This window comes from Mycobacterium sp. WMMD1722 (assembly GCF_049315205.1).
GTDB lineage: Bacteria > Actinomycetota > Actinomycetes > Mycobacteriales > Mycobacteriaceae > Mycobacterium.
In genome coordinates, this window is the sequence record NZ_CP186056.1 from 971,014 (window position 1) to 993,705 (window position 22,692).

A 22,692-nucleotide genomic window follows, 5' to 3' on the forward strand; every position below is an offset into this window, starting at 1 on the left:
ACTGGCAACCCGACGCACCGCAGGTGCGGTTTCCGGCGATCGGCTACCCGGCGACGGAGGCGTCGTAGATGCCCTGGATCGCCGCGTCGAGGGTGGCGTCGAATTCCTCGTCGGACTGCTGAGCGGACAGCCCCTCGGTCAGTGCCCGGCTGAAGCTGGCGATGACGCCGGTGTTCTCGGCGAGCTTGGCGTTCGCCTCCTCGCGTGAGTAGCCGCCCGAGAGGGCCACCACCCGCAGCACCCGGGCGTGGTCCACGAGCGGCCGGTAGTGGTTGGCGGTCGTGGGCAGCGTCAGTTTGAGCATCACCTGCTGGTCGGCGGGAACCGAGTCGAGGTTCTTGGTGATCTCGTCGAGCAGAATGTCCTCGGCGGCGGCCTTGTCGTCGATCGAGATGGTGACCTCGGGCTCGATGATCGGCACCAGGCCGTGGGAGAGCACCTGATGGGCGATCTCGAACTGCTGGGCCACCACCGCTGCGATGCCCTTCGCGTTCGCGCCGCCGATCACCGAACGCTCCTTGGTACCGAAGATGCCGTTGCTCACGCCGCGCTCGAGCAGATCGTCCAGCGCCGGCATCGGCTTCATCAGCTGCACGTCGTCCGAGGCGTCGGCCAGACCCTTGTCGATCTTGAGGAACGGCACCACACCTTTGTCCTCCCAGAGGAACGCGGCGGACGGCTTGCCCTCGATCTGACGGTCCATCGTCTGCTCGAACAGGATCGCGCCGAGCACCCGGTCACCGGTGAACACGGGGGAGGTGATGATGCGCGAGCGCATCTTGTGGATCAGGTCGAACATCTCGTCTTCCGACGAGTACTCGTTCTCCTCGACGCCGTACAGGCGCAGCGCCTTGGGCGTCGATCCGCCGCTCTGGTCGAGCGCGGCGATGAACCCCTTGCCCGCCGCCAACTTGTCGATCTGCTGCTGATTCGCCATCGGTGCTGTCCACTCCTTTGAAGACGGTTGTCGCGTACGGACGGCTTCGAGGATATTCGCCGGGTGTGGACCCGTTCGGGCAGGTCTCGTGGTTGGGTGGGGAGCTCAGTGGTAATACGGCTGGTCACCACGGGAGAGAAGGACAACCATGCGCGCGCTGACCCGATTTGCACTGGCCGCCGCCGCCACGGCGATGGCGACCGCACCGGCGGCGAGTTTCGCCGTCACGTCCGCCGTGGCGGAGAACGGCGGCACGTTTCTGCCGTTCGCCTCGGTGCTGCGGCGCTGCGACTTCAGCACGCTGGACTACTACGACGCATTCGGCGACGGCCGGCCGACGGCCACGGTGCGCTCGGGCGGGGGACAGGTCACCGCCGACGTCCAGCTCGCCACCGCCAAGCCCTATTCGTCTTATCAGGTGCGCCTCATCCAGATGCCACGCAAATCGTCGGACGGATGCCATGCCGGCGCGTTCGGCACCGCGGTCGCCGATCTGCGCACCGACGTCGCCGGCGCCGGCGCGGTGACGCTGTCGGCGCCGCTGATGCCGGGTGCGACCGGCGCGTGGGTGGCCGTCGAGCGTCCGCAGCCGGGGGCGCAGTGGCCGGTCGAGTTCTACAGCAGCGACTTCATCGCCAAGGTCTGACGGGTCAGCCCGCCGCGGCGGCGGTCCAAGCCCGGCGGTGGCCGCACCGGCGGGAAATCGGAATGCGCAAGGCGAGGCGGCTGTGGCACTGTCACACCCTGTGGTTGATGCGACGCTGATCCCCCGTTCGGCCGAGGACGACGACTGGTCGGCGATGCGGCGCCTCGACGCGGTCAGCTTCGGGCACGTCTCCGGCGATTGCACGGTGGCGGCGTGGCGCTCGATGATTCCTGCCGGCGGGGCACTGGTGGTCGAGGACGACGGCGATGTGGTCGCTCAGGCGCTGTATCTCGACATGGAGCTGACCGTGCCGGGCGGCGTCCGGGTACCGGTGGCCGGCATCAGCTGGGTATCCGTGGCCCCGACCCACCGCAGGCGCGGTCTGCTGCGGGCGATGCTCACCGAACTGCACGACCGGATCACCGCAGCGGGATATCCGATTGCCGCGCTCACGGCCAGCGAGGGCGGCATCTACGGCCGGTTCGGCTATGGACCCGCCACGGTGGATCAGAACTGGTCGGTCGATCGTAGGCGTGCGCGGTTCCGCACGGACGCACCGGATCCCGGGGGTGTGCAGATCGTGACTGCCGCCGAACACCGCGAGGACTTCGTCGACCGCTATGACCGGTGGCGGGCCATCACCCCCGGCGGGCTGGCCCGGCCGCGTGCCCTGTGGGACGAACTGCTGGCCGACCGGGACACCGACCGCGCAGGCGGCAGCCCACTGTTCGCCATGCTGCACCCCGACGGGTATCTGCTGTACCGCACGCACGGAGAGCGAGCCAGGACTGTCAAGGTCGTCGAGAAGGTCGCGGCCACCGGGCATGCAGATATCGCGCTGTGGCGGGCACTGTGCGGGCTGGACCTCATGGAGTGCATCGACATCGGCACCCATCCGGCCGACCCGCTGCCGTATCTGCTGACCGACGCGCGCGCGGTCAGCACGACCGCATCCGCCGACGATCTGTGGTTACGCCTCAACGACATCCCGACGGCGCTGCAGGCCCGCAGCTACGCCGCGGACCTCTCGATCGTCATCGAGGTGGCCGACCGCTTCCGCGGTGACGGCGGCCGGTTTGCGCTGCAGATCGATGAGGGACGTGCGCGGTGCGTCCCGACCGACGGCGCCGCCGATGCGGCTCTGGATCTCGACGTCCTCGGCGCCCTCTACCTCGGAGCCCACCGGGCCTCGTCTTTCGCCGCGGCGAACCGGTTGCGCGCCACGAATTCCGAGCTCGTCCGCGGTCTGGACGTGGCCTTCACCAGTGCAGTTCCCGCCGAACTGGGCTACCCGTTCTGAGCGGTCAACCGGACGCTTGACCGGTCCGTCGACGGTAGGCCGAGGGCGTCTCGCCGCAGAACTGGGTGAATGCCCGGGTGAACGAGCTGACGCTGTCGAATCCCACCGAGCTGGAGGTCTCCTGCACCGACACCCCCGGCCCGGCCAGTAGCGCCATCGCCCGCAGCATCCGGGCGTTCAGAAGGTATGTGCGCCAGGACAATCCGAGCTCATCCTGAAAGTGCCGGCGCAGCGTGCGTTCCGACACCGACACCGCGCGACTGACCTGCTCGCAGGTCACAGTGTCCAGATGCTGTTTGGTGAAGGTCATCGCGGCCGCGACGATGGGGTGGTCCGACGTCGGAAGGCTCAGCGGCGCTTCGTGATCCAGCGCCTCGGTGACCAACGCGGCGAATGTGCGGAAGAAGCCGTCGGAGACGTCGTCACCACACGCCCGGTCGATCGGCCAGCGCAAGGCGTAGATCATCATCTCGCGGATCAGGGGGGAGACCGCCAGGATCCGGGCCCGGTCGCCGCCGTCGGCGATCAGCGCGGGGTCGAACATCACCGCCACGGTCTTGACGTCGGGGTTCATCACGGCCTGATGCTCCAGGCCCGCCGGGATCCACGCGGCCTGCTGGGGCGGCAGCAGATAGTGGGCCGAATCGGTCTCGACCTCGACGACCCCGTGCAGCGCGTACTCGATCTGGTGCACCTCGTGCGAATGCCATCCGGTGATCAGGGCGTCGCCCTCGTAGAGGTAGCTGCCGCCCAGCGCGCGGCCACCCCGGCGCAGTTCGATGACCCGGCGGGGGACGTCGCTCGCTCCGAGGTTGGCCGATTCGGACAAGACTCTGTCCGCTGATGCAGAGACGGTCACGTATTCAGACGGTACTACTGGGATATGAATGTCGACGACCTGATCCTGGTGAGCATCGACGACCATGTCGTGGAGCCGCCGGACATGTTCCTCAACCACGTACCGGCGAAGTACAAAGCCGATGCGCCGATCGTCGTCACCGACGACAAGGGCGTCGACCAGTGGATGTATCAGGGCCGTCCGCAGGGCGTCAGCGGTCTCAACGCCGTGGTGTCGTGGCCGGCCGAGGAGTGGGGCCGCGATCCCGCCGGCTTCGCCGAGATGCGACCCGGCGTCTACGACGTCCACGAGCGCGTCCGGGATATGAACCGCAACGGCATCCTGGCCTCGATGTGTTTCCCCACCTTCACCGGATTCTCCGCGCGCCACCTCAACATGCACCGCGAAGAGGTCACGTTGGTCATGGTGTCGGCGTACAACGACTGGCACCTCGACGAATGGGCCGGCTCCTATCCCGACCGCTTCATCCCCATCGCGGTGCTACCCACCTGGAACCCCGAGGCGATGTGCAGGGAGATCCGCCGCGTCGCCGCCAAGGGATGCCGCGCGGTCACCATGCCGGAGCTGCCGCACCTCGAGGGCCTGCCCAGCTACCACGACGACGAGTACTGGGGGCCGGTGTTCCGGACGCTGTCGGAACAGAATGTGGTGATGTGCCTGCACATCGGCACCGGCTTCGGGGCGATCAGCATGGCGCCCAACGCGCCGATCGACAACCTGATCATCCTGGCCACCCAGGTGTCGGCGATGTGCGCGCAGGATCTGTTGTGGGGTCCGGCGATGCGGAACTATCCGGATCTGAAGTTCGCCTTCTCCGAGGGTGGGATCGGCTGGATTCCGTTCTATCTCGACCGCAGCGACCGGCACTACACCAACCAGAAGTGGCTACGCCGCGACTTCGGCGACAAGCTGCCCAGCGACGTGTTCCGGGAGCACTCGCTGGCCTGCTACGTCACCGACAAGACGTCGCTGAAGCTCCGTCACGAGATCGGCATCGACATCATCGCCTGGGAGTGCGACTATCCGCACTCGGACTGCTTCTGGCCCGATGCGCCCGAGCAGGTGCTGGCCGAACTGGACGCCGCGGGCGCCAGCGATTCGGACATCAACAAGATCACCTGGCAGAACTCCTGCCGGTTCTTCGGCTGGGATCCGTTCGAGCACACCGCCGAAGCGGACGCCACGGTCGGTGCGTTGCGCGCCAAGGGCGCCGACGTCGACGTGTCCATTCGCTCCCGCGCGGAGTGGGCCCGCCTGTACGAGGAGAAACAGCTCACCAAGGCCTGATGCCGAAGGGGAGTGCGCCCAGCGCAGAGTCGAGAGGTTTCGAGGGGTTCGAGAGGCTTCGGGCTGCCGCGTAGAGTCCGCTCGATGGATGTCGACATTGCGCTCCGGGCCGGACGGGTCCGCGCCCGCAGCTGGGGTCGCGAGGGGGCGCCACTGCTGGTGTGCATACACGGCATCTCCGCGAATCTGACCGCCTTCACGTATCTCGCCGAACGGATCGCCGGACCGGACCGGCGAGTGGTCGCCTTCGACCTGCGGGGGCGGGGGCGCAGCGAGACCACCCCGCCGGGCAGCTACGGACTCGAGGCCCACGCGCGCGACGTGCTCGACCTCGCCACCGCGCTGGACGCCCCCACCTTCGACGTGGCCGGGTGGTCTCTCGGCGCGTTGATCGCCATGCAGGCGGCCGTCGACGCCGGTGCCCGTCTGCGCAGTGTCGCGCTGATCGACCACATCGGCCCCGCGCAGGCTGCTGCCCTGGCGCCGGTGCGCGCCGGCTTCGCCCGGCTCGACCGGGTGGTCGGCACCCCCGGTGAGTATCTCGACACCGTGCGGGCCACGGGTGTGATCGATCCGTGGACGCCGTTCTGGGACGAGCACTACACCTACGAACTCGCCGAGCTGCCCGACGGCACGTGGCGTCCGTCGTCGTCACGCGCCGCAGCCGAAGAGGATCTGTTCCAGCGGTGGCCGCGGGACTGGTCGCACTTCTGGCGCGCGCTGCGGATGCCGACCGTCGCCGTGCGGGCGACCCGGCCGATCAACGGCGCGGCACTCATCGGCGATGACGCCGTCGCCGCGCTGCACCAGGTCAATCCGGCGGTGCGGGTGGTCGACACCGCCGAGAGCAACCACTTCACCTGCGTCACCGATCCGGCCACCGTCACCGCCGTCGCGGCGAATCTGCGATAAATCGATTGGCGCACAGCCCGATGTGGGGCAGCGTCGACCCCGTGGTGGACACCGGAGCCTTCGTGGCGGACGGCTATCTGAAGATCGAACAGCCCGACCTGCGTGGTGCCGCGGACGCCGCCCGCGTGCAGCTGTGGCGACAGCTCGGGCCGGCGCCCGACGATCCCGACACCTGGACGGAACCGGTGATGTGGATGTCGGACGCGACCGGAGCCGGGCCGTTCGGTGCATTGGTCCGCAGTGTGCGGTTGACCGCGGTGCTGGACGCGGTGTGCGAGCCGGCGGGTTGGCGGCCGCGCGGCGCGCTGGGCAACATCGCGGTGCGCTTTCCGGTGCGGCCCGCCGCCGACGACCGCGGTTGGCACGTCGATCTGAACACTCCGCAGCCCGACGGCTCCTGGCTGGTGAGCGCCCGGTCACACACGATGCTGCTGTTGACGCTGCTCTCCGAGGTGGGAGTCGACGACGCCCCTACTCGGATCAGAGTCGGATCGCACCGCGCCGTGTCCGCTGCCCTCGGCGACCGAGTGCTCGACGCCGTGGCCGCCGCCGAGATCGCCGCACGGGCGAGCGCCGACTGCGCCGTTGTCACGGCCACCGGCCGACCGGGCGACATGTACCTCCTCCATCCGCTCACCGTCCACGCCGCCGACGAACATCGCGGCGTCACACCGCGTTTCATGGCCCAGACGCCGATCATGTTGAGCCGGCCGCTGGGCCGGTGACTCAGGCGGGCACGACGACGGTCAGCTCGCGACCCGAGCGTTCCACCCGCATCCCGGCCCGCCGGGCGATCGTCGCCACGGCCGCCGCATCACCGGGTTCGGCGCGCGTCGTGGCGAGTACCCGCGCGAGCCGGCCTTTGTGCGCCTTGTTGAAATGACTGACCACGGTGCGTCTGCCGTCGTCGTGTTCGGCCACGACGTTCACCTCGACCGCGGCCGGGATCCTCGCCAACGCGGCATACGATCCCGATCGCAGGTCGACGATCAGTTCCTGTTCGGCGATGCCGGCCAACAGCGGTTCGAGTTTCGGCCGCCAGCGTGCGGCCAGCGTAGGACGGTCGGGCAGCTTCGCCGATGCGGACAACCGGTAGGCGGGAACCGGATCGTCGGCACGCAGCAGTCCGAACAGTGCGGATCCGACCGCGAGCCGGGAGCGGGCCCGCGCGGCGGAGTGGCCACGCAGCGAACCGATGTCCAATGCGTCGTAGAGCACGCCGGTGTAGCGGTCGATCGCCGACAGCGTGGGCGAGGTGCGCAGTGCGGCGTTGCGCTCGATCTCGGCGTCCTGTCCCGCCGTGAGGCCCAGGGCACGACGGCTGGCCTCCGGGTCTGCGGCGAGTGCGACCAGCTCGTCGACCAGCGCGGTGCGCAGCGGTGCCAGTTCCGGGGACCCGAGGCGGTCGATCTGCAACGGCGGTCCGTCGCCGCCGACGCGTTTGGTCTCAGAAGGGGGGAGCAGCACCAGCATCCCGACGACGTTAGTGCTCGCGCCGGGTCACACCGGCACGCGGCGCTGCCGGTCGGAAGCCGGCCACACATACGGCAGATCATCGGGGACGTCCGGGAAGAACCGCCGATAGTGCTCAGGGTCTTTGCGGACCAGCGCCGAGCGGTGGCTGTTGTGGACGTCCTGGTCGCCCAGCCATGGGGGCAACTCGCCCTCGGCGGCCAACTCCGGCTCGGTCCGGACGGCGGCAATCCCCACCGTGGCGGCCAGATCGGTCACCAGCGTGGTCGCGCACGTGTCGGCCCGGTCCTGTCGGCACCACTGCTCGCAGATCTGCAGGCCGTACCTCACCAGCGCCTCCTCGTACCCCGCCCACATCGTCGCGGCGGGATGGCGCCGCCAGCCGTAACCCGGCACCGTCAGGGCGCGTAGCACCTGGATGGTCTCCACCCGCTGCTTGCCGAGCCGACGCAGATCCAGCACGGCCGCGCTGTCGTCGAATCCCGGGCAGGGCAGGAAGGTCTGCATCGCGCATGGCGTACCCGCGGGCGACTTCCGCCACACGTTCTCAGGCGGTCGCCAGCAGCAGCGGAACGCGTTGCTCGGCATCGGTCAGCGAGCCGTGATGGCCCCGCAGCGACGATTCCAGCGGCTCGGTCGACCGGCGGAGCATGGCCGCGGAATCCCTTGCCGCGACCACGATATCGCCGATCCGGTGGCGAGCGGTGTCGGCGATGACGTCACCGAACCAACCCGCCGCGATGGCCTCCTCCCGGGTGGCCACCCACGCCCGGTCCCCGAGCACCTCGCGCCAGGTGGCGGCCACCGAGGCGGCCGCGCCGTCGGCGACGTAGACGTAGCGGGCGCGCGCCTCGCCTGCGAGGGCCACGACGCCGTCGCGCAGGGCGGGCACGGCATCGATGTCCACGACCGCGCCGGGGTCGATCTCGACCATGCCGTGGTCGGCGACGACCGCGAGCAGACTGCCGGCCGGCAGCCCGGCGACCACCGACTCGACAAGCCGATCGACCTGGCGCAACTGCATGCGCCAGGCGGTCGACCCCGGTCCGTGCAGGTGGCCGAGCAGATCGAGATCGCCGTGATAGCCGTAGCAGAAGCCACCGTCGGCGAGCACCCCGCGCACCGAAGCGGCCAGATCGCCGAGGCCGTGGACACCGAGAAACCGGCCACCGCGCAACACGGCCCGGGTCAGCCCGGATCCGGCGAATTCGGCGTTGGACACCACGCTGACCGCCATCCCGGCCGCGGTAGCCCGCTCGAACATCGTCGGCATAGACTGCACGACCTCAGGTGGCGCATCGCCGAGCAGATCCGCGCCCCCCGGCTGCGAACGCCACCGCAGGGGATTGATGACGCCGGCGCCGGCCAGCCGGAAGGTGTAGCCGACCATGCCGTGCGCGCCGGAGCGGCAGCCGGTGCCGACGGCGGCGAGGCTGGCCACGGTGGTCGAGGGAAACCCGACCTGCAGGCTTTCTGTGCGCATCCCACTGAGCACCGGGGCGTCGGCGGCGTGCCGGCTGAGCAAGTCGGCGCCGAGCCCGTCGATCAGCAGCAGACATGCCGACCGGACGTCACTGGCGATATCCAGGCGCCGCTCGAAGCCGGGGACGTTCATCGCGGCCAGGATCGAGGGAACCACGTCGGCCAGATGCGGTACCTCGGGACGTGGCCGCGGCAGCTCCGTCTGCTCCATCAGCGGAGCCTGTCACATCCGGTCGGTCGTCACGCTGCCAACGGGGCGGGCGGCGGCAGCGGTGCGCCGGGAGGCGGTGGGGGCGGCAGCGGTGCGCCGGGAGGCGGTGGCGGCGGCTGCGGTGCGCCGGGAGGCGGTGGGGGAGCGTCGGGAACAGGCAGATACATCTGGTTGGTGAACTGCGGCTGGTAGGCGCCACCGCCCCCGATCTGCACACCGCCGCCCTCGCCGGAGGAGACCGGAGTGCCGTCCGGCAGGGTGACCGCAGCGTGGCCACTGTTCCAGCCGATCACCAGCGTGCCGGGCTCGGCGCCGTGCTGGAAGCCGCGGCTGAGCAGTTCGCTTTCCATATTCGACGTCGTGAAGCGATCGCCGTACACCGGACGGCCGGTCGCGGCGTTGCTGACCCACGAGGCCAGGCCGGAGCAGTCGGTGCCGGCCGGGGTATCTCCGCCGGTGATGTACGGGGTACCCGACACCGCGTTGACCAGTGTCAACAATGAAGCAAGAGCAAACATGCGGCCGGACAGTAGCAGCGGTGTTCGACGCCGCCAAATGGTGTGATGCCCTTCATGTTTCGCCATGCTGGTGACCACCGCCACCTCGAAGTTCGTCCCTGGAAGCCGGCCGTCGTCCGCGCTCGCCGGACCGGCGCTTCGCAGGGGCGGTTACCGCACGGGCGGCCAGCAGTTGATTCTGGCAAACGCAGACTTCGCTCGACCGCGGGCGTCGGCGGCCCAGCCGAACCCACCGCACCGCTCGTTGACCGGCAACCAGACGGCTGCCTATCCTGACTCATGCAGCCAGAGAGTTGCCTACGGAGGCTCGCAGATGGATCTCGGACATGGATGAGGTGTTCCGGGCGCTCGCCGACCCGAGCCGTCGGCGCCTGCTCGACAATCTCAACCTGCGCGACGGCCAGACCCTGCGCGAACTGTGCGCCCAACTGTCGATGTCCCGGCAGTCGGTGAGCAAGCATCTGGCGGTTCTGGAAGGAGCCGGGCTGGTCAGAACCGTTCGGCGCGGCAGGGAGAAGCTGCACCACCTCGACGCCGAACCGATCGCCGCCCTGTCCGACCGATGGATCGACCAGTACACCCGAGCGCGTCGTCCAGACCCCCCAGACCTTCAGCCGCGCACACCGCCGACCCTGGCATCGCGGGATCACCGCTTCACCTACTCCATCTACCTCAAGAGCACCCCGGAGCGGCTGTGGCAGGCCATCACCGACCCGGCGTATTCGCAGCGATACACCGGTCATGCGATGGAGTCGAGCTGGGAGAAGGGCGCGACCTACACGTGGGTGGAACGCGGGTTGAAGATTGCCGACCCCGAGCAGGTGGTGCTCGAATCCGACCCGTACCGTCGGCTCGCGTTCAGCTTCCACACCGTCGTCCCCGAGTTCGCCGCCGTCGCCGATCTCGACGCCGTGCGGCTGGAGCACGCCGCTCGAGAGCCGCGATCGCGCGTCGTCATGGATATCGAACCGGTCGACGCCCTGGTGCGACTCACGGTCGTGCACGACGGATTCGAGCCGGGAAGCGTCGTGCTGCGGTGGATCTGCCGGCGATGGCCGTACACGCTCTCGGCGCTCAAGAGCGGATTGGAAGGGGCTTGAGGTGAGGTGCGCCGGTCACGGCCGGCGGTGCACGTTGACCGCGTAGTCACCGCCGTTGAACGGGTCACCGTCCCAGGTGGCCCAGCGGTCCAACCGCTGCAGGCCCGCCTGCGCACACAGCTCGTCGTAGGACGTCACCGCGAGCCGGTCGGGGCGCACGGAGAAACCGGACACCAGCAGACCCCCCGGCCGCAGCCTGGTCGCCAGCGCGGTGAGCACGGCGCCCTCGGTGCCCGGTGCGACGAAGATCATCACGTTGCCGGCCAACACGATCAGATCGAAGTCGGCGCCCATGGAATCCGGTGGATCGGCGAGATCCGCCTCCAGCCAGGTCACGTCCGGCGCCTTGCCCCGGGCGGTGTCGAGCATCCGCGGGTCGGCGTCGACGCCGACGACCTCGAATCCGCGGGTGGCCAGCTCGACCGCCACGCGGCCGGTGCCACAGCCCGCATCGAGCACCCGCATGCCGCCGTTGCCGCGCAGCAGGCGCTCCACCAGATCCGCTTCGCCGTGGACATTGGCTCCGGCGTCGGCCATCCGACGCCACCGCGCGTCGTAGTCGTCGCCTCGCGGCGCGTCGGCGCCCTGCCAGCGGGTGGTCATGTTGTCGGTGCGACGCCACCGACGATGCGGGCGGCGACGCTGTCGGCGACCGACAGCGCGGCCGGATCACCGGCGGGTTCGTACCGGTCGGCCGTCGCGTCGTAGCGCGCGCCCGCGATGTCCCCGTGGTCGGCGGTGATCTCCACGAACTGCGCCGGCCAACCGGATCCGCGCAGCGCCTCGGCGAAATCGCGGCTGGCCGTCGCGGGCACCACATCGTCGGCGGCGCCGTGCAACAGCAGCAACGGAATCGGATCGGCGCCGCGCGCCAGGTCGAGAAGCGGACCGTCCGAGAGCGGATCGGGGGCCGTGAAGGCGCCGCCGAGGGTGACCGTCCGCGCCACGGCAACGCCGTACCGGTCGGACCCGAGTGTCAACCCGGCGGCCGCCGTCCCACCCAGCGACCACCCCACCACGGTCAGCGATCCCTCACCGCCCGCGCGTTCGGCGGCGAAATGCGCCGACGCCAGCAGGTCGGATCTTCCACGGTCGTCGGCGTGCGAGTTCCAGTCGGGTGCGAGCACGAACCGGCCGCGTCCGGCGATCCGCTCGGCCAGCGGCCGCACCGCCGTCCGGGAATCGGTCTGCATGCCGTGCCAGAGCAGTACCGTCGGCTGTCCGGGCTCGCCGAACAGATCGACCCGGCGGCCGGGAGCGTATTCGCGTGTCTCCATCTTCGAGCAGTTCCCCGACGGCGGCCGGCGAATCAGCCGTCAGCGACGGCCCTGCGGCAGCCGCACGACCTGGACGAAGAACTCGTCGATCTGGCGTACCGCATTCATGAACTGGTCGAGGTCCACCGGTTTGGTGACATAGGCGTTCGCGTGCAGCTTGTAACTGCGCAAGATGTCCTCCTCGGCAGAGGAGGTGGTGAGCACCACGACCGGGATGTGGCTGAGATCGGGATCTGATTTCACCGTCTCGAGCAGTTGCCGGCCGTCGTACTTCGGCAGATTCAGGTCGAGCAGGATCAGATCCGGTCGCGGAGCATCGCCGTAGGGATCGCGACGGTACAGGAAGTCCAGCCCCTCCTGCCCGTCGTGGGCGACATGCAGGGTGTTGCTGATCTTGTTGTGCTCGAAGGCCTCCCTGGTGATCAGCTCGTCACCCGGGTCGTCTTCGATGAGCAGGACGTCGATCGGTCGGCTGGGGGTGGTCACTGGTGCGCTCCTTCCAGAACGGCTTGTGGTTCTTCGTGGACGGCGACCGGCAGGGTCAGGTGGAACCGGGTGCCTTCGGTGTAGGACGTATCGATCCAGATGCTGCCGCCGTGGTACTCGACGATCTTCTTGCACAACGCCAGACCGATACCCGTACCGCTGTAGACGTCGCGGCCGTGCAGACGCTGGAAGATCACGAACACCTTCTCGGAGAATTCCGGGGCGATGCCGATCCCGTTGTCGGACAGCGTGAGCAGCCAGTAACCCGCGCGCTCGCCGACGCCCGACTCGCACTCGATGACGATCCTGGGTGTGGTGTCGGGCTTGCGGAACTTGACGGCGTTGCCGATGAGGTTCTGCCACAGCATCGTCAAGAGCGTGGGATCGCCGGTGACCTCGGGCAGAGCTGCGTCGGGACGCACGACTTGTGCGTTGGAATCCTCCAGCGCGGCACTGAGATTGGTCAACGCCTCGGCGAGGGCGGCAGCGAGTGACACGTCGCCGTGTTCGGCGTTGAGGCGGCCGACGCGGGAGAAGGTGAGCAGGTCGTTGATCAGCACCTGCATCCGCTTGGCGCCGTCGACCGCGAATCCGATGTATTCGACGCCGCGTTCGTCGAGTTTGTCGCCGTAGCGCTTCTGCAGCAGTTGGCAGAACGACGCGACTTTGCGCAGCGGCTCCTGCAGGTCGTGGGAGGCGACGTAGGCGAACTGCTCGAGTTCGGCATTGGAGCGGCGCAGTTCGATCGTCTGCTCGTCGAGTGCTCGTTGCGCGGCCTGCGAGGCCTCCAACTCATCGAGGATTCGCCGTCGCATCGCCTTGACGTCGAGGGTGATGTTGCGGATGTCGCGGGGCCCCTGTGGTGTGATCTGCTCGTCGAAATGTCCCTGGCTGATACGCCGGCAGGAGGCCGCCAGCGCCGCCAGTGGACGGACGACCGCCCGGCGCATGACCAGCGACAGCAACGCCGCCATCACCACCAGGGTGACGATCATCGCGCCGAGCACCCGGTCACGCCAGGCCCGCACGGCATCGAGATCGTCCAGTCCCTGCGTGCGGGCGGCGGTGAAGTCCCGGTTCTGCGTCTCGAACAACGCACGAATGGCGTCGAATTCGGCCTTTCCCCGCTGCGCCAGGTCGCTGTTGGCCAGCCCGGGTACGCCCGGGCGCACCATCGCGACCAGGGGTTCGGCGAAATTCGTGCGCCATCCGTCGGCGGCCTGCTCGATGGCCGTGAGGTCGGCCATCAAGGCCTCATTGCCGGGGACCAGTCCGGCGATTCGGTCGACGGCGTCCTGCTCGGCGATCCGGCCGTCGTAATACGGCTGCAGGAATTGCGGATCGGCCGCGATGGCGTAGCCGCGCACCGCCGTCTCCTGGTCGCGCAGCGCGGCCTGCAGCTGATAGGCGGCTACCCGGGCCGGCTGGATCTCGTCGATGAGTTCGCGCGACACCGCGTCGGTCCGCTTCATCAGCAGGGCCCCGGTCAGCGCCCCGGCCAGCACGAGCAACCCGAGGGTGAGCAGCACGATGTTCTGCCAGCCCTGGACGGTCAGCGCCTGTCCGCGCCGCTGCGCAGCGGTGGTCACCCGGTGCGCTCCACGCGCACCACGGCGATGTCGTCGGTCAGCCCGCCGTGGGTCTCGGCTCGCTTCTCGGCCTCCCTGATGAGCGTCTCGACGAATTCGGTCCCGGGCAGTGCGGTCAGCGACCGGGCGAGCGTCAGCAGACCCTCCTCCCCGAGCCGCTGATTGCCCACCCCCGAGTGGCCCTCGAAAAGGCCGTCGGTGAGCAGCAACAGGGCGTGGCCGGCTGGCAGTTCGAGCTCGTTGAGCGGCCATTGGCCGCCGCCCAGACCGAGGGCGGGCCCGGCGGGGGGTTCGAGCCAGTCCACCGTGTCGGGACCCTGGATCAGCATTCCGGGGTGCCCGGCCCGCACGGCGTCGAAGGTACGGTCGTGCGGCGAGAAGGCCAGACTGAGCACCGTGGCGAAGATGTGCTTACCGGGGCGTTCGGCGCGCAGGATCCGTTCGAGCTGGTGCATCCGCTCGTGCCCGCGTAAACCGGCGAAGGTCAACGCCCGCCAGCCGATGCGCAGCGCCACGCCGAGCGCGGCCTCGTCGGGCCCGTGACCGGACACGTCGCCCACCATGACGTGCACCGTGCGGTCCGGTGTCTGCACGAAGTCGAAGAAGTCGCCGCCCAGCAGAGCGTTCGGTCGCGAGGGCCGGTACTTGGCGATGATGTCGACGCCGGGGTCGTCCAGGAGCAGGGGGGACGGGAGGAGCCCGCGTTCGAGCCGGGCGTTCTCCTGCGCGCGCAATTGGCTGGCATGGAGATCCACCGCGGTGAGCTCGGAGCGTTTGCGCTCGATCGCGTAGAGCAGGGAGCGTCGCAGCATCTCCGGTTCCACGCGGCCCTTGACCAGATAGTCCTGCGCGCCCGACGCCACCGCCGACACGCCGTAATGCTCGTCGACATGGCCGGTGAGCACCACGATCGGCAGCGTGATGTCCATGGTGCACACCCGGTCCAAGGCGTCGGTGCCGTTGCTGTCCGGGAGATTGAGGTCGAGCAGGACGCAATCGGGGCGGGACCTGGTGATCTCCCGCTCGGCCGCGGCCATGGATTCGGCCCAGCGCAGCTCGATGTCGGCCACCGAATCGGCGATGAGCTCCTCGACCAGCAAAGCATCCCCGCGGTCATCCTCGATGAGGAGCACGGTCAAGCGCGTCAAGGGCATACCGGGAGCAACGCCCGAATCTGGAACATGCCTCACTCCTGGGTCATGCGGCGCGAGCACTGACAATCACGTCCTTCTCGTAAATCACCGCGGTCGCGCTGACCTCTGCTTCAGTGATAGCTCTCTGACCATACCGAAGTGCATCGTCGAGCGCGTCAACGCGGCCGCGCTCGCCACCGGCCGAGTCGGCAAACGGGTAGCGTCGGTCGACGGATCCATGGCTCGCCGACACATCACGTCCCTTTCCACGGCTTCCCGCCGGGGCACCCGAGGCCGCGCGGCAAAGTTCGCTGCCGTCGCGGTCCTGAGCGTCGCCGTCGTCGCCAATTCAGTCGCGTGTGTCCCGCCGGCCCCTGAGCCGCCGGCGCCGGATCCGTCGGCCCGGCCGCTGAGCCCACCCCCCGCGCCCCCCTCGGTCGCAGCCGCGACGCCCCCCTCCCAGCCACCGGCGACCATCGGCGCCAGGGTCACCTGGGTGACCGCCGCCGACCTGGGTGCGACCTGGCGACCCGGCTGCCCCGTCGGGCCCGAAGAGCTCCGTCGTGTCGAGACCACCTACCTGGGCTTCGACGGTCAGACCCACCGCGGAGCGCTGGTGGTCCACGAAGACCTGGTGGCCGAGGTCATCGACCTCCTCGAGCAGCTTCACGCGCAGCGGTATGCGATCGCGAGGATGCGGACCGTCGACGAATACCCCGGCGCCGAGGATGAACTGTCCATGGCCGACAACAACACCTCGGCGTTCAACTGCCGAGGGATCCCCGGGTCGAGCCGGTGGTCCGAACACGCCTACGGGCGGGCGATCGATCTCAACCCACTGCTCAATCCGTCCGTCGACAGCGCAGGAAAGATCGAGCCGGCCAACGCCGGACCCTACGTGGACCGGTCTCGGACCGACCCGGGCATGCTGCACGCCGGGGACCCGGTCGTTGAGCTCTTCACCTCGCGGGGCTGGCGCTGGGGCGGCCATTGGCGCACGCCCAAGGACTACCAGCATTTCGAGCGACCATGACCGGATCGGCGAGGCGACCAGGCGACCCACAGGTTTCGCGCACACGAATCGCCGCCCGCCGCTGGTAATCTGCCCATCGCCGCCGGCCTGATCGCGTCGGTACTACGAAACCAGAACGAACGAACACAGCAGATTCCCTCACGAAAAGAGCGTTGTGCGCAGCGGAGAGATCAAGGCCCTGTCCGGTCTGCGCATCGTGGCCGCCGTGTGGGTCGTGCTCTTCCATTTCCGGCCGCTGCTCCACCAGGCCGCGCCCGGATTCGCCGAGACGTTGGCGCCGGTGCTCGACTGCGGAGCCCAGGGTGTCGACCTGTTCTTCATCCTCAGCGGTTTCGTCCTGACCTGGACGTATCTCGACCGGATGGGTCCGCAGTGGTCCACGCGCACGACGCTGCGGTTCCTCTGGCTGCGTCTGGCCCGAGTGTGGCCGGTGTACCTGGTCACCATGCATCTGGCGGCCGTGTGGATCATCTTCACCCTCAACGTCGGCCACGTGCCCTCAGAAGCAGCGAATCAGCTCACCGCCGTCAGTTATCTGCGACAGATCCTGCTCGTGCAACTGTGGTTCCAGCCCTTCTTCGACGGCTCGAGCTGGGACGGGCCGGCCTGGTCGATCAGCGCCGAGTGGCTGGCCTATCTGCTGTTCGGCGCACTGGTCCTGGTGGTGTTCCGGGTGGCGCGGGTGACCAGGGCTCGCGCCCTGATCTGGCTCGCATTCGCGGCATCGCTGCCCCCGACGTTGCTGCTGATGGCGACGGGGGAGTTCTATACGCCGTGGAGTTGGCTTCCCCGCATCGTCATGCAGTTCACCGCCGGTGCGTTGGCGTGCGCGGCGGTGCGCAAACTCCGGCTCACCGACCGGGCCCGGAGCCATGCCGGGATGCTGTCACTGCTGATCGTGGTCGCCATCGTCGCCGGCATCTACTATCTGGACGCGCATCCTCCCGCGTCGATCCGGGACGCCAGCGGCCTGATCGATCTGCTGTTCGTCCCGCTGGTGGTCACCCTGGCGATCGGGGCGGGTACGCTGCCGCGGCTGCTGTCCACCCGCGCCATGGTCTACTGCGGGCATGTGTCGTTCGGGCTCTACATGGTGCACGAACTGGTGCACACCGCGTGGAACTGGGCGGTCATTCAGTTCGAGATCACGCTGACGCCGGGTCCGGCGGCGAAGTTCGTCGTCGCGGGACTGCTCGGTGTCTCGATGCTCGCCGCGGTCGCCCTCTACCACCTGGTGGAGGAGCCGGCGCGGCTGTGGATGCGCCGGATGGTCGACGTCCGTGACACCCCGGCCAACGCGATCGACAGCCCGGCCAACGCGATCCTGGCCGGGAGCAGTGCCGGGTCCACCGGTTCGGATACCCGGCAGCACCGCCACGATGCGGTCGCGGGCCACGTCGGCTGACCGGCCCGACACGCGCGTCGCGACAGCCGTTCCCAGAAAGTGGCCTTAAGATTTCGGCGTTCGTCCCGATCTGGGGGTGCTGCGGCGTCTCGGTGCCGTCGAGGGGGGAGTTAGCAGTGAGTCGCCTGTTCACGCTGCTGCTGTCGATCACACTGTTGGCCGGCGTGGCCGGGGAGCGGGCCGGCCAGCCCAGAGCCGATGACACCGTCACACTGCAGGTCACGGTCAGCCGGATCGCCGTAGTCAGTGACTCGTACACCACCGGAACCAAGGAGGGTGGTGAGGGAGACCGCGGCTGGCCCACCCGCGCCTGGCAGACGCTGGCCCGCAGCGGCACGCCGGTCATGGCGGACGTCGCCGCCGAAGGCGGCGCCGGGTACGCCACCCGCGGCAACCGCGGCAACGTCTTCGAGGATCTGGCGGCCCGAGCGGTCAAACCCGACGACGACCTGGTGGTGTTCTTCGGCTCGCGCAACGACGAGAAGGTCGAACCCGCGATCCTGTCGGTCATGGTCTACGGCGTGTTCCAGATGGCCCGCCGCACCGCCCCCACCGCCCGCTTCCTGATCATCGGCCCCGCCTGGCCCACGGCGGATCCGCCGCCCGCGATCCTGCGGATCCGGGACACGCTGGCCTATCAGGCCCAGCTGGCCAAGGCCGACTTCGTGGACCCGATCGCCTTGCGGTGGTTCGTCGACGAGCCGGAGCTCATCGGTAAGGACGGCGTCCACCCGACCGACGACGGTCACATCTACCTGGCGGACAAGATCGCACCGCTGATCGCCGGCCGGCTGCCGCGCCACATTTGATCAAGGCAGCTCGCCGACGAAGCCGGCGACGATGCGGCCCAACTCCTCCCCGCGCTGCTCCTGCACGAAATGCCCCGCGCCGGGGATGGTCGGGTGGTCCCGGCCGCGCGCCCCGGGCACCCGCTCCTGGAACACCCGCTCCCAGCCGCGGGTCGGTGGATCGCCGTCGGAGTAGGCGGTGAGGAACGGCCGGTCCCATTGCTCGAGGACGGCCATGGTGGCCCGACCGATCACCGCGCCGGGATCGTTGCGGGTCAGCGGCACCAGGGCGGTCAGCTGACGTAGTCCGGCCTTGTGGGAGCGGTCCGGGAATGGCGCGTCGTAAGCGGCCAGTACCGGGCCGGGAAGCGGACCGGCCACCGCGTCGAGGAAGACGCTCGGTGTGATGTCGGGAGAGCGCTGATAGAACGCCACATAGTCGAGCAGAGTCTCCTCGTGCAGCACCTGGCTGTCGCCGACGCCGTGGTGGGGCCAGGTCAGCGCTCCGGCCAGGGCCGGATCACACGTGTGCAGGATCGTGTTGGTGGTCACCACGGCGGCGAACCGGTCAGGATCGCGGGCCAGCGCACTGAGTCCGATCGGCCCGCCCCAATCCTGGGCGACCAGGGTGGCCTCCCGCAGGTCGAGTTCCCGGATGAGCGAGTGCACCCAGTCGACATGGCGTCTGAACGTGTAGTCGGTGGGGTCGGTGGGTTTGTCGGAGCGCCCGAAGCCGATGTGGTCGGGGGCGATCACCCGCAGGCCGGCCTCGACGAGCACCCTGATGGTGTGCCGGTAGAGATACGACCACGTCGGCTGTCCGTGCAGCAGCATCACCACCGGCGCGTCGGGCGGGCCGGCGTCGACGAAATGCATTCGCAGCGGCGGTAATCCACGAGTCTGCACCGGCCGGTAGTCGGGCGCGAAGTCGTAGCCGGGCAGATCGGTGAAGCGTTCGTCGGGTGTCCTCACCACATTCGCAACCGCGTCCATAGCGTGCTAATTCTGCACGGCCTTGGCGACCGCCACGCAGACGGTCAGCCACTTCGGGTCGGGGCGCGCGGATTCGGTGAGCTCCCACATCGCGTTGTGCACCATCCGGACCACGACCCATGCCCGGGCGCGGTCCTCGTCGAAACCGGCGGCGTCGACAGTGGCGTAGAACCGTCGGCGCACTCCCTCTCTGATGTCTCCCGCCAGTTCGTCCCAGCGATTCCACAGCAGCGGGGCGACCTCGTAGTGCGGGTCGCCGTCGAGCGGTTTCGGGTCGATCACCAGCCACGGTTCACGCTGTGCGGCAAGCACATTGGCGTAGTGCAGGTCGGTGTGCACGAGGGTGCCGGTGGTGGCGTGGTCGGCCAGCAGGTCGCGACTGTGCGAGACGGCCTGTTCGACCAGCCGGTGCGGCACCGCGGCGTTGCGCGGAAGGGCCTCCAGCGCTGCGGTCCACCGTTCGAGTTGGCGCTCGAGGCTGCGCAGCTGGGGCAGTGCGGGGACGTGGATGCGGGGGTACAGCGCGGCGACGATGCGGCAGGCGTCGTCATCGGGCAGGCGGGTCAGATCCTCGCCGCCCAGCCGTTCCAGCAGGACCGCGCGCCGCCGCGGATCGGCGCTGAGCAGCCGCACCGCGCCCTGCCCGCCCCAGCGGCGCAGCGCGAGGTGCTCGTGTTCGGATTCGTCGTCGGGAAAGCTCAGTTTCAACACGGCCGGCTGATTCTGTGCCGAGCGCACCGGCAGCACCAGCGACGTCGTGCCGTGTCGGGGCGGACCGTCGACGCGCAGATCCCAATCGCGCAGTTGCGCCTGGCCGCGGGCGGCCAGCGAGTCGACCCACTCTTGCCACTCGGGTCCGCGGTGCGCCATCGCGAGGACGGCCTCGGGGAGTTCGATCACATGACCTGGCTGTCGAAAGTGGCGGGGACACAGAACACCCCGCGAGCCGCCTGCGACTCGCGGGGTGTCCCGGTCTGCGTTGCGGTTACTTCTTCACGTCGAAGCGGTCGCTGTCCATGACCTTGGCCCACGCCTTGGCGAAGTCGGACACGAACTTCTCCTTGCTGTCGTCCTGGGCGTAGACCTCGGCGATGCCGCGCAGCACCGAGTTCGAACCGAACACCAGATCGTTGGCGGTGGCGGTCCACTTGGCCTCGCCCGAAACGCGGTCACGGCCGTCGTAGACGTTCGCGCTGTTCTCCGACGGCTTCCACTCGGTGCGCATGTCGAGCAGGTTGGTGAAGAAGTCGTTGCTCAGCACACCCGGCTTGTCGGTGAACACGCCGTGCTTGCTGCCGCCGTGATTGACGTCGAGCACCCGCAGACCGCCGATGAGGACCGTCAGCTCCGGAGCGGTCAGGTCGAGCAGATAGGCCTTCTCGACCAGCTGCTGTTCCAGGGGGTTCTTCTCCTCGGGGCGGAAGAAGTTCCGGAAGCCGTCGACCCGCGGTTCGAGCACCGCGAAGGAGTCGACATCGGTCTGCTCCTGCGAGGCATCGGTGCGGCCCGGGGTGAAGGGCACCGAGACGTCGTAGCCGCCGTCTTTGGCTGCCTTCTCGATCGCCGCGGTACCACCGAGGACGATAAGATCGGCCAGCGAGACGGACTTGCCGGAACCGTTGAACTCCTGCTGGATCTGCTCCAGCACGGGCAATACCTTGGCCAGCTCGGCGGGCTCGTTGGCCGTCCAGTTCTTCTGCGGCTCGAGCCGCAGCCGGGCCCCGTTGGCCCCGCCGCGCTTGTCGGTGCCGCGGAAGCTCGACGCCGACGACCACGCCGTCTTGATCAGCTGCTGCAGCGACAGACCCGAATCCAGCAGTTTGCCCTTGAGCTCGGCGATCTCGGCTTCACCGATCAACTCACCCTCGACCGGGGGAACCGGGTCCTGCCAGAGCTGCGGCTCGGCGATCCACGGGCCGAGGTAACGGCTGATCGGGCCCATGTCGCGGTGCATCAGCTTGTACCAGGCCTTGCGGAAGGCCTCATCCATCTCTTCGGGGTGGTCGAGCCAGCGGCGGGTGATCTCGCCGTAGATCGGATCCTCGCGCATCGCGACGTCGGTCACCAGCATGGTGGGCTTGCGCGGCGCACCGCCGAACGGATCCGGGATGGTGGCCTCGGCGTCCTTGGCCTCGAACTGCCAGGCGCCGGCCGGGCTCTTGGTGAGCTCCCACTCGTTGCCGTACAGGTTCTCCAGGAAGGCGTTGCTCCACTGGGAGTTCGAGCCGGTCCAGATGACCTCGAGACCACTGGTGACGGTGTCGTTGCCGTTGCCGGAACCGAACGGGCACTTCCAGCCCAGACCTTGCTGTTCGATCGGCGCCCCTTCCGGTTCGGGTCCGACGTTGGCGTCCGCGGCACCGTGGGTCTTGCCCAGGGTGTGACCGCCGACGATCAGCGCGGCGGTCTCCTCGTCGTTCATCGCCATCCGGCCGAACGTCTCGCGGATGTCGTGTGCGGCGGCCAGCGGATCCGGTTTACCTTCCGGGCCTTCGGGATTGACGTAGATCAGGCCCATGGTGGTGGCGCCGAACGGTTCAGCGAGTTCTCGCTTGTCGTCGTTGGTGCCGCCGTAGCGCTTGTCGGTGCCCAGCCAGGTGTCCTCCTGGCCCCACAGCATCTCCTCGGGCTCCCAGATGTCTTCGCGACCGAACGCAAAACCGGCCGTCTCGAACCCGGATTGCTCGAGTGCGGCGTTGCCCGCGTAGGCGATCAGATCGGCCCAGGAGATCTTGTTGCCGTACTTCTGCTTGATCGGCCACAGCAGGCGGCGGGCCTTGTCGAGGTTGGCGTTGTCCGGCCAGCTGTTGAGCGGGGCGAACCGTTGCGCACCCTGTCCGGCGCCGCCGCGCCCGTCGAAGATCCGGTAGGTACCGGCGGCGTGCCAGCTCATGCGGATGAACAGGCCGGCGTAGTTGCCGTAGTCGGCCGGCCACCAGTCCTGGGAAGTCTGGATCACGTTGATGACGTCGGCCTTGAAGGCCTCGACGTCGAGCTGGGCGAACGCGTCGGCGTAGGAGAAGTCCTCGCCGAGCGGGTTGCCCTTCTCGTTCTGCTTGTGCAGGACCGAGACGTCGACCTGCTCGGGCCACCAGTCCTGGTTCTTCAGCGGCGCACTCGACTTGGGATGCGGCGACTCGATGACCGGGTTCTCGGACTCACTGTGGCTGTGGGTCTTGGCGTCGGAGTGCGGCGGGCGGGCGTCGGATGTATCGGATGACACAGCGGCGTTCCTTTCGGATAGGTGGTTGGGCTGAGCGGAA

23 protein-coding genes are annotated in these 22,692 nt (G+C 68.8%); 9 read left to right on the forward strand and 14 right to left on the reverse strand.

Going from position 1 to position 22,692, the window contains the following annotated elements; all coding sequences use genetic code 11:
* Positions 1-43: 43 nt before the first annotated feature.
* A complete protein-coding gene (locus tag ACN27E_RS04440) occupies positions 44-937 on the reverse strand; it encodes a fructose bisphosphate aldolase (protein WP_422746860.1) in 894 nt (297 codons plus the stop codon).
* 148 nt (positions 938-1,085) lie between these two features.
* On the opposite strand from ACN27E_RS04440, the gene ACN27E_RS04445 reads away from it, so the two are divergent.
* Positions 1,086-1,583 (forward strand): hypothetical protein, encoded by a 498-nt coding sequence (locus tag ACN27E_RS04445; RefSeq protein ID WP_422746862.1) that lies wholly within the window; start codon positions 1,086-1,088, stop codon positions 1,581-1,583.
* Positions 1,584-1,683: 100 nt separating this feature from the next.
* Positions 1,684-2,883 (forward strand): enhanced intracellular survival protein Eis, encoded by a 1,200-nt coding sequence (locus ACN27E_RS04450; protein WP_422746863.1) that lies wholly within the window; start codon positions 1,684-1,686, stop codon positions 2,881-2,883.
* Between the two features lie 4 nt (positions 2,884-2,887).
* Here ACN27E_RS04450 and ACN27E_RS04455 read toward each other — a convergent pair whose 3' ends face one another.
* The gene (locus ACN27E_RS04455; RefSeq protein WP_422746865.1) at positions 2,888-3,742 is read right to left on the reverse strand and encodes an AraC family transcriptional regulator; all 855 of its coding nucleotides are present in this window, start codon (positions 3,740-3,742) and stop codon (positions 2,888-2,890) included.
* A gap of 24 nt (positions 3,743-3,766) precedes the next feature.
* Between ACN27E_RS04455 and ACN27E_RS04460 the strand changes: the two genes are divergently transcribed.
* The 3 genes from ACN27E_RS04460 (at position 3,767) to ACN27E_RS04470 (ending at position 6,666) form a co-directional block, all read left to right on the forward strand.
* Positions 3,767-5,029, forward strand: a complete 1,263-nt coding sequence (locus ACN27E_RS04460; RefSeq protein WP_422746866.1) for an amidohydrolase family protein — start codon at positions 3,767-3,769, stop codon at positions 5,027-5,029.
* Positions 5,030-5,113: 84 nt separating this feature from the next.
* Positions 5,114-5,941, forward strand: a complete 828-nt coding sequence (locus tag ACN27E_RS04465; protein ID WP_422746868.1) for an alpha/beta fold hydrolase — start codon at positions 5,114-5,116, stop codon at positions 5,939-5,941.
* Between the two features lie 41 nt (positions 5,942-5,982).
* Positions 5,983-6,666: a phytanoyl-CoA dioxygenase family protein gene (locus ACN27E_RS04470; protein WP_422749614.1), complete on the forward strand. Its 684-nt coding sequence runs from the start codon at positions 5,983-5,985 to the stop codon at positions 6,664-6,666.
* A gap of 1 nt (position 6,667) precedes the next feature.
* On the opposite strand, the gene yaaA is transcribed toward ACN27E_RS04470, so the two are convergent.
* From yaaA to ACN27E_RS04490, 4 genes are read right to left on the reverse strand one after another with little or no spacing between them, the layout of a single operon-like run.
* Positions 6,668-7,414, reverse strand: a complete 747-nt coding sequence (yaaA, locus tag ACN27E_RS04475) for a peroxide stress protein YaaA (protein ID WP_422746869.1) — start codon at positions 7,412-7,414, stop codon at positions 6,668-6,670.
* A 27-nt stretch (positions 7,415-7,441) separates the two neighbouring features.
* The gene (locus ACN27E_RS04480) at positions 7,442-7,921 is read right to left on the reverse strand and encodes an MSMEG_6728 family protein (RefSeq protein WP_422746871.1); all 480 of its coding nucleotides are present in this window, start codon (positions 7,919-7,921) and stop codon (positions 7,442-7,444) included.
* 40 nt (positions 7,922-7,961) lie between these two features.
* Positions 7,962-9,107 (reverse strand): alkaline phosphatase family protein, encoded by a 1,146-nt coding sequence (locus ACN27E_RS04485; RefSeq protein WP_422746873.1) that lies wholly within the window; start codon positions 9,105-9,107, stop codon positions 7,962-7,964.
* 29 nt (positions 9,108-9,136) lie between these two features.
* Positions 9,137-9,625, reverse strand: coding sequence for an NlpC/P60 family protein (locus ACN27E_RS04490; protein WP_422746875.1), 489 nt, complete (start codon positions 9,623-9,625; stop codon positions 9,137-9,139).
* A gap of 326 nt (positions 9,626-9,951) precedes the next feature.
* On the opposite strand from ACN27E_RS04490, the gene ACN27E_RS04495 reads away from it, so the two are divergent.
* A complete protein-coding gene (locus ACN27E_RS04495) occupies positions 9,952-10,725 on the forward strand; it encodes an ArsR/SmtB family transcription factor (RefSeq protein WP_422746877.1) in 774 nt (257 codons plus the stop codon).
* A gap of 15 nt (positions 10,726-10,740) precedes the next feature.
* Here ACN27E_RS04495 and ACN27E_RS04500 read toward each other — a convergent pair whose 3' ends face one another.
* Genes ACN27E_RS04500 through ACN27E_RS04520 form a run of 5 tightly spaced genes read right to left on the reverse strand, consistent with a single transcriptional unit; the run spans position 10,741 to position 15,231 of the window.
* Positions 10,741-11,328, reverse strand: coding sequence for a class I SAM-dependent DNA methyltransferase (locus tag ACN27E_RS04500; protein ID WP_422746878.1), 588 nt, complete (start codon positions 11,326-11,328; stop codon positions 10,741-10,743).
* Positions 11,325-12,002 (reverse strand): alpha/beta hydrolase family protein, encoded by a 678-nt coding sequence (locus tag ACN27E_RS04505; RefSeq protein WP_422746879.1) that lies wholly within the window; start codon positions 12,000-12,002, stop codon positions 11,325-11,327. Before ACN27E_RS04505 ends, ACN27E_RS04500 begins: the two co-directional genes overlap by 4 nt.
* 39 nt (positions 12,003-12,041) lie before the next feature.
* On the reverse strand, positions 12,042-12,488 hold the full coding sequence (locus tag ACN27E_RS04510; protein ID WP_422746881.1) for a response regulator: 447 nt from the start codon (positions 12,486-12,488) through the stop codon (positions 12,042-12,044).
* Positions 12,485-14,077, reverse strand: coding sequence for a sensor histidine kinase (locus tag ACN27E_RS04515; protein WP_422746882.1), 1,593 nt, complete (start codon positions 14,075-14,077; stop codon positions 12,485-12,487). Before ACN27E_RS04515 ends, ACN27E_RS04510 begins: the two co-directional genes overlap by 4 nt.
* Positions 14,074-15,231: a PP2C family protein-serine/threonine phosphatase gene (locus tag ACN27E_RS04520; protein WP_422746884.1), complete on the reverse strand. Its 1,158-nt coding sequence runs from the start codon at positions 15,229-15,231 to the stop codon at positions 14,074-14,076. The genes ACN27E_RS04515 and ACN27E_RS04520 overlap by 4 nt, the downstream gene beginning before the upstream one ends.
* Before the next feature lie 217 nt (positions 15,232-15,448).
* On the opposite strand from ACN27E_RS04520, the gene ACN27E_RS04525 reads away from it, so the two are divergent.
* The 3 genes from ACN27E_RS04525 (at position 15,449) to ACN27E_RS04535 (ending at position 18,457) form a co-directional block, all read left to right on the forward strand.
* Positions 15,449-16,243: a M15 family metallopeptidase gene (locus ACN27E_RS04525; RefSeq protein ID WP_422746886.1), complete on the forward strand. Its 795-nt coding sequence runs from the start codon at positions 15,449-15,451 to the stop codon at positions 16,241-16,243.
* Between the two features lie 154 nt (positions 16,244-16,397).
* Positions 16,398-17,648, forward strand: a complete 1,251-nt coding sequence (locus ACN27E_RS04530; RefSeq protein ID WP_422746888.1) for an acyltransferase family protein — start codon at positions 16,398-16,400, stop codon at positions 17,646-17,648.
* Between the two features lie 116 nt (positions 17,649-17,764).
* Positions 17,765-18,457 (forward strand): Rv0518 family GDSL lipase, encoded by a 693-nt coding sequence (locus ACN27E_RS04535; RefSeq protein WP_422746890.1) that lies wholly within the window; start codon positions 17,765-17,767, stop codon positions 18,455-18,457.
* On the opposite strand, the gene ACN27E_RS04540 is transcribed toward ACN27E_RS04535, so the two are convergent.
* The 3 genes from ACN27E_RS04540 to katG form a co-directional block, all read right to left on the reverse strand.
* Positions 18,458-19,429, reverse strand: a complete 972-nt coding sequence (locus ACN27E_RS04540) for a haloalkane dehalogenase (protein WP_422746892.1) — start codon at positions 19,427-19,429, stop codon at positions 18,458-18,460.
* A 6-nt stretch (positions 19,430-19,435) separates the two neighbouring features.
* The gene (locus ACN27E_RS04545) at positions 19,436-20,329 is read right to left on the reverse strand and encodes an aminoglycoside phosphotransferase family protein (RefSeq protein WP_422746894.1); all 894 of its coding nucleotides are present in this window, start codon (positions 20,327-20,329) and stop codon (positions 19,436-19,438) included.
* Positions 20,330-20,414: 85 nt separating this feature from the next.
* Positions 20,415-22,652 carry a catalase/peroxidase HPI gene (gene katG, locus ACN27E_RS04550; protein WP_422746895.1) on the reverse strand — a complete coding sequence of 746 codons (2,238 nt, stop codon included), beginning with the start codon at positions 22,650-22,652 and terminating at the stop codon, positions 20,415-20,417.
* Between the last annotated feature and the right edge of the window lie 40 nt (positions 22,653-22,692).

Bases quoted from the DNA above. Each gene is read 5' to 3' on its own strand.
- ACN27E_RS04485 (WP_422746873.1), bottom strand. From the start codon at position 9,107: ATGGAGCAGACGGAGCTGCCGCGGCCACGTCCCGAGGTACCGCATCTG.
- ACN27E_RS04505 (WP_422746879.1), bottom strand. From the start codon at position 12,002: ATGGAGACACGCGAATACGCTCCCGGCCGCCGGGTCGATCTGTTCGGC.
- ACN27E_RS04465 (WP_422746868.1), top strand. From the start codon at position 5,114: ATGGATGTCGACATTGCGCTCCGGGCCGGACGGGTCCGCGCCCGCAGC.
- ACN27E_RS04520 (WP_422746884.1), bottom strand. From the start codon at position 15,231: ATGCCCTTGACGCGCTTGACCGTGCTCCTCATCGAGGATGACCGCGGG.
- ACN27E_RS04490 (WP_422746875.1), bottom strand. From the start codon at position 9,625: ATGTTTGCTCTTGCTTCATTGTTGACACTGGTCAACGCGGTGTCGGGT.
- ACN27E_RS04445 (WP_422746862.1), top strand. From the start codon at position 1,086: ATGCGCGCGCTGACCCGATTTGCACTGGCCGCCGCCGCCACGGCGATG.
- ACN27E_RS04500 (WP_422746878.1), bottom strand. From the start codon at position 11,328: ATGACCACCCGCTGGCAGGGCGCCGACGCGCCGCGAGGCGACGACTAC.
- yaaA (WP_422746869.1), bottom strand. From the start codon at position 7,414: ATGCTGGTGCTGCTCCCCCCTTCTGAGACCAAACGCGTCGGCGGCGAC.
- ACN27E_RS04440 (WP_422746860.1), bottom strand. From the start codon at position 937: ATGGCGAATCAGCAGCAGATCGACAAGTTGGCGGCGGGCAAGGGGTTC.
- ACN27E_RS04480 (WP_422746871.1), bottom strand. From the start codon at position 7,921: ATGCAGACCTTCCTGCCCTGCCCGGGATTCGACGACAGCGCGGCCGTG.
- ACN27E_RS04525 (WP_422746886.1), top strand. From the start codon at position 15,449: ATGGCTCGCCGACACATCACGTCCCTTTCCACGGCTTCCCGCCGGGGC.
- ACN27E_RS04495 (WP_422746877.1), top strand. From the start codon at position 9,952: ATGGATGAGGTGTTCCGGGCGCTCGCCGACCCGAGCCGTCGGCGCCTG.
- ACN27E_RS04540 (WP_422746892.1), bottom strand. From the start codon at position 19,429: ATGGACGCGGTTGCGAATGTGGTGAGGACACCCGACGAACGCTTCACC.
- ACN27E_RS04460 (WP_422746866.1), top strand. From the start codon at position 3,767: ATGAATGTCGACGACCTGATCCTGGTGAGCATCGACGACCATGTCGTG.